At 72.7% G+C, this 14,833-nt stretch carries 11 protein-coding genes; 4 read left to right on the top strand and 7 right to left on the bottom strand.

All coding sequences use genetic code 11. The features are described 5' to 3' along the window. Positions 1 to 38: 38 nt before the first annotated feature. Positions 39 to 1,079 carry a mechanosensitive ion channel family protein gene (locus ACZ45T_RS34965; protein WP_468448182.1) on the top strand — a complete coding sequence of 347 codons (1,041 nt, stop codon included), beginning with the start codon at positions 39 to 41 and terminating at the stop codon, positions 1,077 to 1,079. A 66-nt stretch (positions 1,080 to 1,145) separates the two neighbouring features. Here ACZ45T_RS34965 and ACZ45T_RS34960 read toward each other — a convergent pair whose 3' ends face one another. Both ACZ45T_RS34960 and ACZ45T_RS34955 read right to left on the bottom strand, forming a co-directional pair. Then, on the bottom strand, positions 1,146 to 2,534 hold the full coding sequence (locus tag ACZ45T_RS34960; RefSeq protein ID WP_468448163.1) for a sensor histidine kinase: 1,389 nt from the start codon (positions 2,532 to 2,534) through the stop codon (positions 1,146 to 1,148). After that, the gene (locus ACZ45T_RS34955; protein WP_468448162.1) at positions 2,531 to 3,217 is read right to left on the bottom strand and encodes a response regulator transcription factor; all 687 of its coding nucleotides are present in this window, start codon (positions 3,215 to 3,217) and stop codon (positions 2,531 to 2,533) included. The genes ACZ45T_RS34960 and ACZ45T_RS34955 overlap by 4 nt, the downstream gene beginning before the upstream one ends. Before the next feature lie 72 nt (positions 3,218 to 3,289). On the opposite strand from ACZ45T_RS34955, the gene ACZ45T_RS34950 reads away from it, so the two are divergent. Continuing rightward, a complete protein-coding gene (locus ACZ45T_RS34950; RefSeq protein ID WP_468448161.1) occupies positions 3,290 to 4,486 on the top strand; it encodes a UDP-N-acetylglucosamine--N-acetylmuramyl-(pentapeptide) pyrophosphoryl-undecaprenol N-acetylglucosamine transferase in 1,197 nt (398 codons plus the stop codon). Continuing rightward, positions 4,483 to 5,481, top strand: coding sequence for a GDP-mannose 4,6-dehydratase (locus ACZ45T_RS34945; protein WP_468448160.1), 999 nt, complete (start codon positions 4,483 to 4,485; stop codon positions 5,479 to 5,481). The genes ACZ45T_RS34950 and ACZ45T_RS34945 overlap by 4 nt, the downstream gene beginning before the upstream one ends. A gap of 262 nt (positions 5,482 to 5,743) precedes the next feature. Here the strand turns inward: ACZ45T_RS34945 and ACZ45T_RS34940 are convergent, their stop codons facing one another. From ACZ45T_RS34940 to ACZ45T_RS34920, 5 genes are all read right to left on the bottom strand, one after another. Further along, on the bottom strand, positions 5,744 to 7,336 hold the full coding sequence (locus ACZ45T_RS34940; RefSeq protein ID WP_468448159.1) for a Na+/H+ antiporter: 1,593 nt from the start codon (positions 7,334 to 7,336) through the stop codon (positions 5,744 to 5,746). A gap of 239 nt (positions 7,337 to 7,575) precedes the next feature. Next, positions 7,576 to 7,998: a GNAT family N-acetyltransferase gene (locus ACZ45T_RS34935; protein ID WP_468448181.1), complete on the bottom strand. Its 423-nt coding sequence runs from the start codon at positions 7,996 to 7,998 to the stop codon at positions 7,576 to 7,578. Between the two features lie 44 nt (positions 7,999 to 8,042). After that, positions 8,043 to 8,984, bottom strand: a complete 942-nt coding sequence (locus tag ACZ45T_RS34930) for an RluA family pseudouridine synthase (RefSeq protein WP_468448158.1) — start codon at positions 8,982 to 8,984, stop codon at positions 8,043 to 8,045. Positions 8,985 to 9,025: 41 nt separating this feature from the next. Beyond that, a complete protein-coding gene (gene lspA, locus ACZ45T_RS34925) occupies positions 9,026 to 9,586 on the bottom strand; it encodes a signal peptidase II (protein ID WP_468448157.1) in 561 nt (186 codons plus the stop codon). Between the two features lie 130 nt (positions 9,587 to 9,716). Then, a complete protein-coding gene (locus tag ACZ45T_RS34920) occupies positions 9,717 to 10,640 on the bottom strand; it encodes a TraR/DksA family transcriptional regulator (protein ID WP_468448156.1) in 924 nt (307 codons plus the stop codon). A 573-nt stretch (positions 10,641 to 11,213) separates the two neighbouring features. Here ACZ45T_RS34920 and ileS point away from each other — a divergent pair. Then, the gene (gene ileS, locus ACZ45T_RS34915) at positions 11,214 to 14,360 is read left to right on the top strand and encodes an isoleucine--tRNA ligase (RefSeq protein ID WP_468448155.1); all 3,147 of its coding nucleotides are present in this window, start codon (positions 11,214 to 11,216) and stop codon (positions 14,358 to 14,360) included. Positions 14,361 to 14,833: the final 473 nt, after the last annotated feature.

Raw genomic sequence — 14,833 nt, 5'->3', positions numbered from 1 at the left:
CCCACGGACCGCTTCCCGCTACGTTCGTACCCATGGAGATGGAGAACTTCCTGCGCCCCGTCACCGTCCTCGGCGGCTCGCTGGTCGTCACCCTGATCGCGGGGTGGCTGCTGGACCTGCTGCTGCGCCGGGCCGACATCCGGCACACCGAGACCCCTCTGTGGGGGCTGCTGCGCCGCTGCCGGCTGCCCCTCCAAGTGGTGCTCTGCGCCTCGCTGCTCAGAGGGACCTACCGCCAGGCGCGGATCCTCCCGGACCACCCGGTCGGCGTCGGCCGGACCCTCACCCTGGTGCTGATCGCCGGGGCGGCCTGGCTGCTGGTGCGGATCGCGTCGGTGATCGTCGACTACGCCTACGCGCGCTACGCGGCCGGCGAATCGGACGACGCCCGGGTGCGGCGGGTCCGGACCCAGGTCACGCTGATCCAGCGGGTGGTGACGGCGGTGGTGATCGTCGTCGCGATCGCCCTGATGCTGCTGACCTTCCCGCCGATGCGGGCGGTCGGCACCTCCATGCTCGCCTCGGCCGGTCTCCTCGGCATCGTGGCGGGCATCGCCGCCCAGGCCGCGCTGGGCAACCTCTTCGCCGGCCTCCAGATCGCCTTCGGCGACACCGTCCGCATCGGCGACACGGTGGTGGTCGACAAGGAGTGGGGCAAGGTCGAGGAGATCACCCTGACCTTCCTCACCGTCCGCACCTGGGACGAGCGCCGCATCACGATGCCGGTCTCGTACTTCACGAGCAAGCCCTACGAGAACTGGTCGCGCGGCGGCGCGGAGATGACCGGGACGGTCTTCCTGCACCTGGACCACAGCGCGCCGATCCCGCTGCTGCGGGAGCAACTGGAGCGGATCCTCGCGGAGGTCCCGGAATGGGACGGCCGCTCCTGCGCCCTGGTGGTGACCGACACCACCCCCCACACCATCCAGGTCCGGGCCACGGCCACCGCCAAGAACGCGGACGACCTCTGGACCCTCCGCTGCACCATCCGCGAACGCCTGATCGCCTGGCTGGTCGCCCACCACCCGTACGCCTTGCCGCGCATCGCAACCTCCGAGGCCGCCCGGCCTGAAATATAGCCCCGCCGGCGTTTGAGGCGTGGGGGTCCGGGGGCAGCGCCCCCGGCAGCGGCGCTCGGCCCGTGCTCAGAACCTCAGCCGGAACAGCGCCCCGCCCCCGGGCGCGGCCTCCGCCGTCAGCTCGGCCGCATGCGCCCGCGCGATCTGCCGCGCCATGGCCAACCCCAGCCCCGACCCCGGCAGGGCCCGCGCAGCCCCCGCCCGGTAGAACCGGTCGAAGACGTACGGCAGATCCTCCGCCGCGATCCCCGGCCCGTGATCCCGTACGACCAGCTCCGGACGCGAATCGAGAACCTCCAGCCCCACCTCCACCGGCAACCCCGCCACCCCACTGAACTTCGCCGCGTTGTCGAGCAGGTTCCCCACCAGCCGGCTCAGCCGCGCCGGCACCCCGGGGACGACAACGACCTCGGTCCGCACGGTGAACGGCACCGCCGGCCAGTGCGCCCGCGCCGACTCCACGCAGTGCTCCACGAGCAGGTCCAGCCGCACCTGCTCCACCAACGGCGTCGGCTCCTCGTCCCGCGCCAGCTCGATCAGGTCGTTCACCAGCCCCGTGACCTCCCGCAGCTGCCGCCCCAGCGCCGCCGACGCCCGGTCCCGCTGCCCGGCGGTCAGCCGGTCGGCCTTGGCCAGCAGCTCCGCGTTCGTGCGCAGCGCCGTCAGCGGGGTCCGCAGTTCGTGCGAGGCGTCCGCGACCAGCCGCCGCTGGGCGGTGACGGACTGCTCCAGCTCCCCGAGCATGGTGTTGAAGCTCCCGGCCAGCCGCGTGATCTCGTCCTCCCGCCCGGCGGCCCCCCGCGACGGGAGTTCGATCCGGTGCCGCGGATCCCGGGTCGCCGCGATCCGCTCCGCCGTCGCCGTGAGCCGGGTCACCGGGGCGAGCCCCGTCCTGGACACCCAGTACCCCAGCACGGCGGCGAGCAGCACCCCGGCCACGGCCGTCAGGACGAGCCACCAGGCGGCCTCCTCGATGCCGGCCAGCACGGTGTCCGCCCGCAACGCCACCTGGAGCGCCCGCCCCTTGGCGTAGTCGGTGGTGAGCATCCGCGCGGGATGCCCGTCCACCGTGATGTTCGTGTAGTACGGGGCCCTGGCGCCCTCGGCGACCTCCCGCGCGGCCGGAGCCACCGGCAGCAGCCCGGGCGTACGGGGGTCCTTGGCCGGGTCGGCCGACACCACCTCCGCGCACGCGGGCGCGGCCAGGAAGCGGCACTCCCCGGCCAGGGTGCCCGGCGGCTCCCCCGGGTTGCGCTGCGCCGCGAGCCGGGCGGACTGGGTCAGGCTGAGGTCGAGCTGCTCGTACAGCGCGGACCGTACGACGGCGTACGCGGCCACGCACACCCCGACGGCCACGAAGGCCACGGCGGCGGTGACGGCCAGCGCCAGCCGGGTGCGCAGCGGCCGCCGTCTGCGCCACACGGCCCCGAGCCGCCGTCGGCCGCCCCCGCTCACGCCGCGTCCAGCCGGTAGCCGACCCCGTGCACGGTGTGGACCAGCCGGGGCTCGCCGCCGGCCTCCAGCTTCCGCCGCAGGTAGCCGACGTACACGGCCAGGGAGTTGGAGTCCGGCCCGAAGTCCCGCCCCCACACCAGCTCCAGGATCAGCTCGCGGGGCAGCACCTGGCCGGGGTGGCGCAGCAGCAGCTCCAGCAGCGCGGCCTCGGTCCGGCTGAACTCCAGCGGCCGCCCGCCCCGGCGCCCGGTCCTGGTCTGCGGGTCCAGGAGGAGGTCGCCGAAGGCCAGCGGGGCGGCGCCCGCGGGCTCGGGCGCGGCCCGCCGCAGCAGCGCCCGTACCCGCGCGACCAGCTCGTCCAGCGCGAACGGTTTGACGAGGTAGTCGTCGGCCCCGGCCTCCAGCCCGTCGACCCGTTCGCTGACGGAGCCCAGTGCGGTCAGGACGAGCACGGGCGTCCGGTCGCCCATCGCGCGCAGCTGCCGGCACACCCCGAGCCCGTCGAGCACCGGCATCATCACGTCCAGGACGACGGCGTCCGGCTCCCAGGCCGCCACCTCGGACAGCGCGGCCAGCCCGTCCGCCGCTCCCCGTACCTCGTACCCCTCGACGGCCAGGCCGTCCTCGACGGCGGCCCGTACCTCGGGCTCGTCGTCGACCACCAGAATCCGATGCGCGCTCATGGGGCAAAGCCTGCCAAAGGCGCCGGTACGAACTCTTAGAACCCTCTTAGGGCGCACCGGGAGTGTGCGTCCATGACCACTCGAACCCCTCGACACACACCTGCGGCACTCTCCGTCGTGATCGGTGCGGGCGGCACCGGCGGCCACATCTACCCGGGGCTCGCCCTCGCCGAGGCGCTGCGCGCGGCCGTCCCGGGCGCGGTGGTCTCGTTCATCGGGACCGAGCGTGGCCTGGAGACCGAGCTGATCCCGAACGCCGGTTACCGCCTGCACACCGTCGACATGATCCCCTTCGATCCGGCGCTGGGCGCGAAGCGGTACCTGCTGCCCGCCGCCCTGCTGCGCTCGGCGCACCAGGCCCGTTCCGTGATCCGGGCGCAGGGCGCGCACGCCGTCGTCGGCATGGGCGGCTATCCGAGCGCGCCCGCCGTGCTCGGCGCCCGGCTGGCCGGGCTGCCGGCGGTGATCCACGAGTCCAACGCGGTGCCCGGCCGCGCCAACCAGTTCGCGGCCCGGCTCACCCCGCACATGGCGGTGGCCTTCGACCGCAGCCGGGCCCATCTGGCGGGCGGGGCACGGGCACTGACCACCGGAATGCCGATCTCCGCGACGCTGGCCCGGCTCGCCGAGCTTCCCCGGCCGCAGCGGACCGCGCTGCGGGCCAAGGCCCGGCGGGAGCTGGGTGTCCCCGAGGGGCGGCGGCTGGTCGTCTTCAACGGCGGCAGCCTGGGCGCCGTCCGCCTCACCCGCGCCGCCGCCGGGCTGGCCGACCTCTGGCAGGGCCGGGACGACGTCCAGCTGCTGATCAAGACGGGTCCGGCGGCGCTGCGGGACACCGTCGCCGACCTCTCGGCGTCCGGCGGGCGGCGGATCGCGCGGGCCGTGCCGTACCTGGACCGGATGGACCTGGTGTACGCGGCCGCCGACCTGGTGGTGTGCCGGGCGGGATCCGCGACGGTGGCCGAGCTGGCGGCGACCGGGGTCCCCGCGGTCCTGGTCCCCTACCCGTACGCCCCGGGCGACCACCAGACCCACAACGCCCGGGTCCTGTCCGACGCGGGCGCCGGACTGCTGCTGCCCGACGAGGAGACCACCGCCGAACGCCTCGGCGCTCTCGTCGGCCCGCTGCTGGCCGACCCGGCCCGGCTGGCCGCGATGGCCGGCGCCGCCGACCCCGGCCCGCACGCCCGGGCCGCCGAACTGCTGGCCGCGGAGGTCCTCCGCGTGGCCGGCATCACCCTCCCCCTCACCACCTTGGAGCACGCATGACCACGAACTGGACCGGCCGCACCGTCCTCGTCAGCGGGGCCGAGGGCTTCATCGGCTCGACGCTGGTGGACCTGCTGGTGGCGCGGGGCGCCCGGGTGCGCGCCTTCGTGCACTACAAGCCGTACGCCGAGAAGGGCCACCTGGCCCGCTACCTGGCCGACCCGGACGGCCCGGTGGAGATGTGGGCGGGCGACATCCGCGACGCGGGCCGGGTCAGCGACGCGGTGGCCGGCTGCGACACCGTCTTCCACCTGGCGGCGCTGATCGGGATCCCGTACAGCTACGCCTCGCCGGGCGCGTACGTGCAGACGAACGTCACCGGTACGGAGAACATGGCGGAGGCCTGCCGCCGGCACGGCGTGCGCCGCCTGGTCCACACCTCCACGAGCGAGGTCTACGGCACGGCCCTCACCGCGCCCATCTCCGAGAGCCACCCGCTCCAGCCGCAGTCCCCGTACTCCGCGTCGAAGATCGGCGCGGACATGATGGCGCTCTCCTTCCACCACGCCTTCGAACTGCCGGTGACGGTGGTGCGGCCCTTCAACACCTACGGCCCGCGCCAGTCGGCCCGCGCGGTGATCCCGACGATCCTGGCGCAGCTCCACTCGGGCTCCCGGGAAGTCCGCCTCGGCTCCCTGTCCCCCACCCGCGACTTCACGTACGTGACGGACACGGCGGCGGGCTTCCTCGCGGTGGCGGAGTGCGACCGGGCGCTGGGCGAGGTGGTCAACCTCGGCGCCGGCCAGGAGATATCCATCGGCGACCTGGCCCGGGAACTGATCACGGCCTCGGGCCGGGACGCGGAGATCGTGGTGGACCCCTCCCGCCTGCGCCCCTCGGGCAGCGAGGTCCACCGGCTCCTCTCGGACAACTCCCGCGCCCGCGACTGGGCGGGCTGGAAGCCCGAGGTCCCCCTGGCGGAGGGCCTGCGCCGCACCTCGGACTGGATCGCGGCGAACCTGCACCTCTTCGCCCCGGACCGCTACCAGGTCTGATTCCCGACCGGGGCACAACCCGGCGGCCGGTACGCCCGTCCCGCCGGTTGCGACGGGGACGGGTGTGTGCCGGGGCGTCCCCGCAGGGCGCCGAACACAACACCGCCGCACTCCCCGACCCCTCGCCACGTTCGGCGCCCGAGGAGACGCCCCGGCGCGCGCCCGGCCCCGGCGCAGCCGGCCCCACCGGCGGGCGCAGCCGGCCCCACCGCCACCGCACGCGACGCCCGCGCACCCGCCCGCCCCGGCACGCGCCGAACCGCTAGGGACTCCGCAGGCTCCGCACGTCCAAGTGCCGCAGCACCCGGTCGACGATCTCCGGATCGGAGCCGGGTTCGCTGCGGGCGGCCAGCACCTCGTGGCGGGCGGCCGACATCATCTCCCGCTGGATCCGCTGGATGTCGCGGATCCGCTCCACCCGCTTCGCGTAGGCCTCGCGCCGCTCCTCGTCCACCATGTCGGGGCTGATCCTGGCCCCGACGTCGTACGCGCGCCGGTGCAGCTGCTCGAACAGGTCCTCCGGCAGATCCTCCACCTCCTGGATCTCCTTCAGCCGCCGCTTCGCGGCCTTGGCGGCGCGGATCGCCAGCAGCCGCTCGGCATCGCGCTCCGCGTCCGAGTCGGCCTCCACCCCCAGCCGCCGCACCAGCCACGGCAGGGTCAGCCCCTGCAACACCAGCGTCGCCATGATCACGGCGAAGGCGATGAAGACCATCTGGTCCCGCGCCGGGAAGGGCTCACCGCCGTCCGTACTGAAGGGGATCGCCAGGGCGAGTGCCACCGAGGCCACGCCCCGCATCCCGGCCCACCACATCACCACGCTCTCCCGCCAGCTCAGCGGGATCTCCTCGTCGTAGTCGCGCCGCCCGTGCAGCTTCTTGGCGAGCCAGCCGGCCGGCAGCAGCCACACCAGCCGTACGCCGACCACCACTGCCACCACGGCCGCCGCCCACCCGACCATCTCCCACTCGCGGCCCTTGGCCGTCCCGAAGACGTTGTGCAGCTCCAGCCCGATCAGCCCGAAGGCCACGCCGGTGACCAGCGTGTCCACGACTTCCCAGAAGGTGTGCCCGGCCAGGCGCCCCAGCACGTCGTCGGCGTCGGTCGCGTACTCGGCGAGGAACAGGGCCGTCGTCAGCACGGCCAGCACCCCCGACCCCTGGAGTTCCTCCGCCACCACGTACGCCACGAACGGCACCAGCAGTGTCAGCCCGATCTGGAGCGTGGCGTCGCCGAGCCGCCCCATGAGCCGGTGGGCGGCCCAGCCGAGCGCGAGCCCGACGGCCACGGCCACCACCGCGGAGAGCGCGAACTCCCCCAGCGCGGCCGGCCAGGAGAAACTGCCGCTGACGGCGGCGGCGATGGCCACGTGATAGAGCACGATCGCCGTCACGTCGTTGAAGAGCCCCTCGCCCTCCAGGATCGACACCATCCGGCGGGGCAGCCCGAGCGATCCGGCGACGGCGGTCGCGGCGACCGGGTCGGGCGGGGCGACGAGCGCGCCGAGCGCGACGGCCGCGGCGACGGGCAGCCCCGGCACGACGGCGTGCGCGACGGCGGCCACGGCGGCGGTCGTGACGAACACGAGGGCCACGGCCAGCAGGAGGATGGGCCGGACGTTGGCGGCGAACTGCCGCCAGGAGGTGCGCTGCACGGAGGCGTAGAGCAGCGGCGGCAGCACCAGCGGCAGGATGTACTCGGGCGGGATGTCGACATTCGGCACGGCCGGAACCAGCGCGAGGACCACCCCGCCGATGGTCATGAGCACGGGCGCGGGCAGTCCGAGCCGATCCCCGAGCGGCACGGTGACGACGGCCCCGAGCAGCAGCACGAACAGCAGAGCAAGCTGATCCACGGCCCCACCTTGGCAGCCGTGCCGCCTTTCCGGCCGTCCGTGGCACCGTGTCGCCCCACCCCACGGCCCGGCCTCCTGGGGCTCCGCCCCAGACCCCGCGCCTCAAACGCCGGCGAGGCTGAAATTGCCCTGCGGGCAACCCAGCCTCACCAGGTGGACGGCATCGGCCAAATCCAGCCCCGCCGGCGTTTGAGGCGCGGGGTCCGGGGCAGGGCCCCGGCAGCGGCGCGCACGCACGGCTACGGCAGAGGCCGCCTCATCGCACGGTGCGGGATGCCGGCGTCCTGGAACTCCGGCCCGTAGGCCACGTACCCGAGCCGCTCGTAGAAGCCGAGCGCATGCGTCTGCGCGCCCAGATCCACGGCCGCCAGGCCAAGCCGCACGGCCTCGGCCTCGATCGCGCGGACCAGCGCAACGCCTGCTCCGAGCCCGCGCGCGACCTTGCGTACGGCCAGGCGGCCCAGCGAGCCGACCGCGAGGTCACCCGTCTTCGCCTGGGCCACGGGCCCGTGCAACAGACGGCCCGTGCCCAGCGGCACGCCATCCGCGGCCACGGCCAGCACGTGCACCGCGTCCGCGTCGTACGCGTCGTACTCGATCGACTCCGGCACGGACTGCTCGACCACGAACACCTCGGTCCGCACCGCGAAGCACGCCGCCATGTCGGCCTCGCCCGAGGCGACCCGGACCTCGAAGCCGACGGCGGTCACTCGCTCTCGGCCCGGATCACGTCCAGCGCGTGCTGGAGATCCTCGGGGTAACCGCTCTCGAACTCGACCCACTGCCCGTCCGACGGGTGCTCGAAGCCGAGCCGCACCGCGTGCAGCCACTGCCGGGTCAGCCCCAGCCGCTTCGCCACCGTCGGGTCCGCGCCGTACGTCAGGTCGCCGACACACGGGTGCCGGTGCGCGGACATGTGCACGCGAATCTGGTGCGTACGCCCGGTCTCCAGCTTGATGTCGAGCAGCGAGGCGGCGCGGAAGGCCTCGATCAGGTCGTAGTGGGTGACGGAGTCCTTGCCGTCCTGCGTCACGGCCCACTTGTAGTCGGCGCTGGGGTGCCGGCCGATCGGCGCGTCGATCGTGCCGCTCATCGGGTCCGGGTGGCCCTGCACCAGCGCGTGGTAGCGCTTGTCCACGACGCGCTCGCGGAACTGGTTCTTCAGCGAGGTGTAGGCGCGCTCCGACTTCGCGACGGCCATCAGGCCGGACGTGCCGACGTCGAGGCGGTGCACGATGCCCTGGCGCTCGGACGCGCCGGAGGTGGAGATGCGGTAGCCGGCCGCCGCGAGACCGCCGATGACGGTGGTGCCGGTCCAGCCGGGGCTCGGGTGGGCGGCGACGCCCACCGGCTTCATGATGACCACGACGTCGTCGTCGTCATGGATGATCTCCATGCCCGGAACGGGCTCGGCGATGACCTCGACCGGCCGGGGCGGCGCGGGCATCTCGACTTCGAGCCAGGCGCCACCGTGCACACGCTCGGACTTCCCGACGACACTGCCGTCGACCGACACCTTCCCCGCGGCCGCGAGATCGGCCGCCTTCGTCCGGGAGAAACCGAACATACGGGCGATGGCGGCGTCGACGCGCTCGCCCTCGAGGCCATCGGGAACGGGCAGGGTGCGGATCTCGGGAATCGTACTCACCCGTCGAGTATGCAGGACTCGGCAGAAGAGCATTCCCTCGATCAGTCCTTGTGGACGGTCCCGTCCGGGTCCAGACCCTTGAACGACAGCAGGACGATCAGGATGCCGCCGCACACGATCGCCGAGTCCGCGAGGTTGAAGACGGCGAAATGGGCCGGCGCGATGAAGTCGACGACCGCGCCCCGGAACACGCCCGGCGAGCGGAAGATCCGGTCGGTCAGATTGCCCAGCGCACCGCCCAGCAGCAGGCCGAGCGCGATCGCCCACGGCAGGCTGTAGAGCTTGCGGGCCAGCCGCACGATCACCACGATCACGGAGGCCGCGATGCACGTGAAGATGATGGTGAAGGCCTCGCCGAAGCCGAAGGCGGCGCCGGGGTTGCGGACCGCCTCGAACTTCAGCAGGTCACCGATGATCTCGATCGGCGGCTGGTGCTCCAGCTTCGCCACGACCAGCATCTTGGTGCCGAGGTCCAGCAGGTAGGCGAGCACCGCCACGACGAGCAGCGCGGCGATCCGCCGGCGCCCCTTGGGCCCCGCGGACTCCGGCTGGGCGTCGTCCCCGACCTCCGGCGTACCGATGATGCGCTCCGCCTCTGTCACGTGAGTCCCTCGAACTAGCTCGAACCAGGCTCCTCCTGGACCCTGACGAGACACGAGGGTACGTCAGGGCACCCGAACACCGCCCGCCCACCGCCCACCCGGTGCCCACCGGTGCCCACCCGGTGCCCGCCTAGTGCCGGCGCTCCTGCTTCTGCTTGCAGTCCACGCACAGCGTGGCCCGCGGGAAGGCCTGCATCCTGGCCTTGCCGATGGGCTGTCCGCAGTTCTCGCAGAGCCCGTACGTGCCCGCCTCCAGCCGTTCCAGGGCCCGCTCGGTCTGTTCCAGCATCGAGGTGGCGTTCGCCGCGAGCGCGAGCTCGGACTCCCGGGTGATGTTCTTGGTGCCCGTGTCGGCCTGGTCGTCGCCCGCGCCGTCGCCCGAGTCCCGCATCAGGCCGGAGATGGCCACCTCGGAGGCGTCGAGCTCGGCGCGCAGCCGCAGCACCTCCGACATGAGCTCCGTACGGGCCTCGTCGACCTCCTCCTGGGTCCAGGGGTCCTCCCCGGGCCGTACGGCGAGCTCGCCGGGCGTGAGGGCCGCCGTGGCCCGCGCCTTGGGCAGCCCGCTGGTGGCGGCCGCAGCCGTCTTCCTCGCCGTGCCGGTGCTCTTCTTGGCAACCACGTTCCGGACTCCCGTCTTCTTCGCGGCATGCGCCGCCCCCTCGGCCCCGGCCGTCTTGGCCGCGGCAGTCCGCTTCTCGACGGCGGTCGTCTTCTTGACAGCGGTCGTCTTCTTCGCAGAGGTCGTCTTCCTGACGGCGGTCGTCTTCCTGACGGCGGTCGTCTTCTTGACGGCGGTCGCCTTCTTCACCGCCGTCGTGTTCTTGACGGCGGTCGCCTTCTTCACCGCCGTCGTGTTCTTGACGGCGGTCGCCTTCCCGGCCGGAGCCAACGCGCCGACAGCGGTCTTGCGGGCGGCGCTCGCCTTCTTGGCGGGAGCCGCGTCCTCGGAGACCGCCGCCTTCCCGGCGGCCTTCCCGACAGCCTTCTTGGCAGTACTCCCGGCGGTCTTCTTCGCCACCATGGCCGCGGCCCCTTCACATACTGTGATCATTGCTCGCGAATCGTGCCGGAACGATAAATCGACTCCGGCCCCGCGGCAACGGGGCACGCATCCGTCGAGGTCAACCTGCATCCGTTGTGCCCATCCGGAAGCCCGGTAATCCGCCACTCCCGCCCCACCCGAGTCCGTACTGGCGTGTCAGGCCCATTCGGGTCACGCGCGGGCCCGCCCCGGCGCCCCCGGCGACCCCGCGGCCGCGCCCCCGCCACGCCGGGCGGGCGGCCCCGCCACGAGCCCCCGTAAACCGGTCTGCCGAGCGCTCTCCCGGCCCGTACACTGGGCCCAGCGAGAGGCATGGATGGGGACGAGTAGCGTCGGACGCAGCCAGGAGCGACCCGGGGACGGTGAGAGCCCGGGGGCGAGCGCGATGTGAAGGATCACCCCGGAGCCGCCGGAAGAAAGCCCGCACGGATCCCCGTACGGCGAGTAGAACCGGCTTCGCACCCCAATGAGGGGGCCATCGGATCCGTCCGACGGCCAAGGAGGGTGGTACCGCGGGAGCAGCAGTCGGCTCTCGTCCCTCCGGACGGAAGTGACACCCCGCCGGAGGAAGAGTTCAGCCTCATGACCACACCGCCGCAGTACCGCCCGGTACCCGCCCAGGTCGACCTGCCTGCCCTCGAGCACGCGGTCCTCGACTTCTGGCGCGAGAGCAAGACCTTCGCCAAGACCCTGGCCCAGTCCGAGGGCCGCCCCGAGTGGGTCTTCTACGAGGGCCCGCCCACCGCTAACGGCATGCCCGGCGCGCACCACATCGAGGCCCGCGTCTTCAAGGACGTCTTCCCCCGCTTCCGCACCATGCGCGGCTACCACGTGGCCCGCAAGGCCGGCTGGGACTGCCACGGCCTGCCCGTCGAGCTCGCCGTCGAGAAGGAGCTGGGCTTCAACGGCAAGCAGGACATCGAGGCGTACGGCATCGCCGAGTTCAACGCCAAGTGCCGCGAGTCCGTGACCCGCCACACCGACGCGTTCACCGAGCTCACGACCCGGATGGGCTACTGGGTCGACCTGGACGACGCCTACCGGACCATGGACCCCGAGTACGTCGAGTCCGTGTGGTGGTCGCTGAAGGAGATCTTCAACAAGGGTCTGCTCACCCAGGACCACCGCGTCGCCCCCTGGTGCCCCCGCTGCGGCACCGGCCTCTCCGACCACGAGCTGGCCCAGGGCTACGAGACGGTCGTCGACCCCTCGGTCTTCGTCCGCTTCCCGCTGACCTCCGGTCCGCTCGCGGGCCAGGCCGCCCTCCTCGTCTGGACGACCACCCCCTGGACCCTGGTGTCCAACACGGCCGTCGCCGCGCACCCGGACGTCACGTACATCGTCGCGACGAACGGTGAAGAGAAGCTGGTCGTGGCCCAGCCGCTGCTGGAGAAGGCCCTCGGCGAGGGCTGGGAGGCCACCGGCGAGTCCTTCACGGGCAAGGAGATGGAGCGCTGGACCTACCAGCGCCCCTTCGAGCTCGTCGAGTTCCCGGAGCCCGCCCACTACGTCGTGAACGCCGAGTACGTCACGACCGAGGACGGCACCGGTCTGGTCCACCAGTCCCCCGCCTTCGGCGCCGACGACCTCGCGGTCTGCCGCGCGTACGGCCTGCCCGTCGTGAACCCGGTCCGCCCCGACGGCACCTTCGAGGAGGAGGTCCCGCTGGTCGGCGGCGTCTTCTTCAAGAAAGCCGACGAGAAGCTGACCGCCGACCTCGACGCGCGCGGCCTGCTCTTCAAGCACATCGCCTACGAGCACAGCTACCCGCACTGCTGGCGCTGCCACACCGCGCTGCTGTACTACGCGCAGCCGTCCTGGTACGTCCGCACCACCGCCGTCAAGGACGCGATGCTGCGGGAGAACGAGAAGACCAACTGGTTCCCGGACTCGGTCAAGCAGGGCCGCTTCGGCGACTGGCTGAACAACAACATCGACTGGGCGCTGTCCCGCAACCGCTACTGGGGCACCCCGCTGCCGATCTGGCGCTGCGAGGAGAACCACCTCACCTGCGTCGGCTCCCGCGCGGAGCTGAGCGAGCTGTCCGGCCGGGACCAGTCCGCCCTGGACCCGCACCGCCCGTACATCGACGACGTCACCTTCACCTGCACGGCCGAGGGCTGCTCGCTGACCGCCGTCCGCGTGCCCGAGGTCATCGACGCCTGGTACGACTCGGGCTCGATGCCGTTCGCGCAGTGGGGCTACCCGTACAAGAACAAGGAGATCTTCGAGAAGCGCTACCCGGCGCAGTTCATCTCGGAGGCCATCGACCAGACGCGCGGCTGGTTCTACACGCTGATGGCGGTCGGCACCCTCGTCTTCGACAAGTCCTCCTACGAGAACGTGGTCTGCCTGGGCCACATCCTCGCCGAGGACGGCCGCAAGATGTCCAAGCACCTGGGTAACATCCTCCAGCCGATCCCGCTCATGGACCAGCACGGCGCGGACGCGGTGCGCTGGTTCATGGCGGCCGGCGGCTCCCCGTGGGCGGCCCGCCGGGTCGGCCACGGCACGATCCAGGAAGTGGTCCGCAAGACCCTCCTCACGTACTGGAACACGGTCGCCTTCCAGGCCCTCTACGCCCGTACGTCGAACTGGGCCCCCTCCGCGTCCGACCCGGCGCCGGCGGACCGCACGGTCCTGGACAAGTGGCTCCTCTCCGAGCTCCACACCCTCGTCGCCGAGGTCACGGACGCCATGGAGGCGTACGACACCCAGCGCGCCGGCAAGCTGCTCTCCTCCTTCGTGGACGACCTCTCCAACTGGTACGTCCGCCGCTCGCGCCGCCGCTTCTGGCAGGGCGACGCGGCCGCGCTGCGCACGCTGCACGACGTGGTCGAGACGGTCACCCGCCTGATGGCCCCCCTCACGCCCTTCATCACGGAGCGGGTCTGGCAGGACATGATCGTCCCGGTGACCCCGGAGGCCCCGGAGTCGGTGCACCTGTCCACGTGGCCCGAGGCGGACCCGTCCCAGGTGGACCGGACCCTGTCCCAGCAGATGCTGCTCGTACGCCGCCTGGTCGAGCTGGGCCGCGCGACGCGTGCGGAGTCGGGCGTGAAGACCCGCCAGCCCCTCTCGCGGGCCCTGGTCGCCGTCTCGGGCTTCGAGGCGCTCTCCCCCGAGCTCCACTCCCAGATCACGGAGGAGCTGAACGTCTCCTCGCTGGCGTCCCTCTCCGAGGTGGGCGGCTCGCTGGTCGACACCACGGCGAAGGCCAACTTCCGGGCGCTGGGCAAGCGCTTCGGCAAGGGCGTCCAGGACGTGGCGAAGGCGGTCGCCGCGGCCGACGCGGCGGCGCTGTCCCTGGCCCTGCGCTCGGGCGAGGCCACGGTGGAGGTGAACGGCGAGACGGTGACCCTCACTCCGGAGGAGGTCATCATCACGGAGACCCCGCGCGAGGGCTGGTCGGTGGCGTCCGACTCGGGCGCGACGGTCGCCCTCGACCTGGAGATCACCCCGGAGCTCCGGCTGGCGGGCCTGGCGCGTGACGCGATCCGCCTGATCCAGGAGGCCCGGAAGAACTCCGGCCTCGACGTGGCCGACCGCATCGCCCTGCGCTGGTCCTCCTCGGACCCGGAGGTCGTGACGGCCCTGACGGACCACGCCGGCCTGATCGCGGACGAGGTCCTGTCCACGGACTTCTCCTCCGGCGAAGCGGACTCGACGTACGGCGACGAGTTCACGGACGAGTCCCTGTCCCTCGCGTTCCGCCTCCGCAAGGCGTAGCCCAGGCCCCGAGCGGCCCGTCCCTCCCCTCGCCGGGGGGTGCGGGCCGCTTTGCGTTCCCCACCCCGCCCTTTCACCGTTTCCCCGGGGCTCCGCCCCGGACCCCGTACGCGCGCTCCGCGCCCGTGCCCTCAAACGCCGGGCAGGCTGGAATGGCGCTCCGCGCCTCCCAGCCCCGCCGGCACACTCAAGCCCCGCCGGCACACTCCAGCCCCGCCGGGCACACTCCAGCCCCGCCGGCGTTTGAGGCGCGGGGGCCCGGGGCGGAGCCCCCGGTCTTTCAGCCCCGCCGGCGTTTGAGGCGCGGGGGCTCGGGGGCAGGGCCCCCGCAACGGCGCCGCACCCGGCGAGTACGCGAAACGGGCCGGGGGCGAGGGGCCCTAGAAACTCGGGGCCGGGACCGGAAAGAAACTGTCAACAAGAAACTTAGGGGGACTCGTTTTTGTTCCTCTCTACCCTAAAGACCCACATGG

This window comes from Streptomyces sp. NPDC030995, from assembly GCF_055571215.1.
Note: the sequence above shows the minus strand (reverse complement) of the source record. Positions and strands in the feature narration are given on the sequence as shown.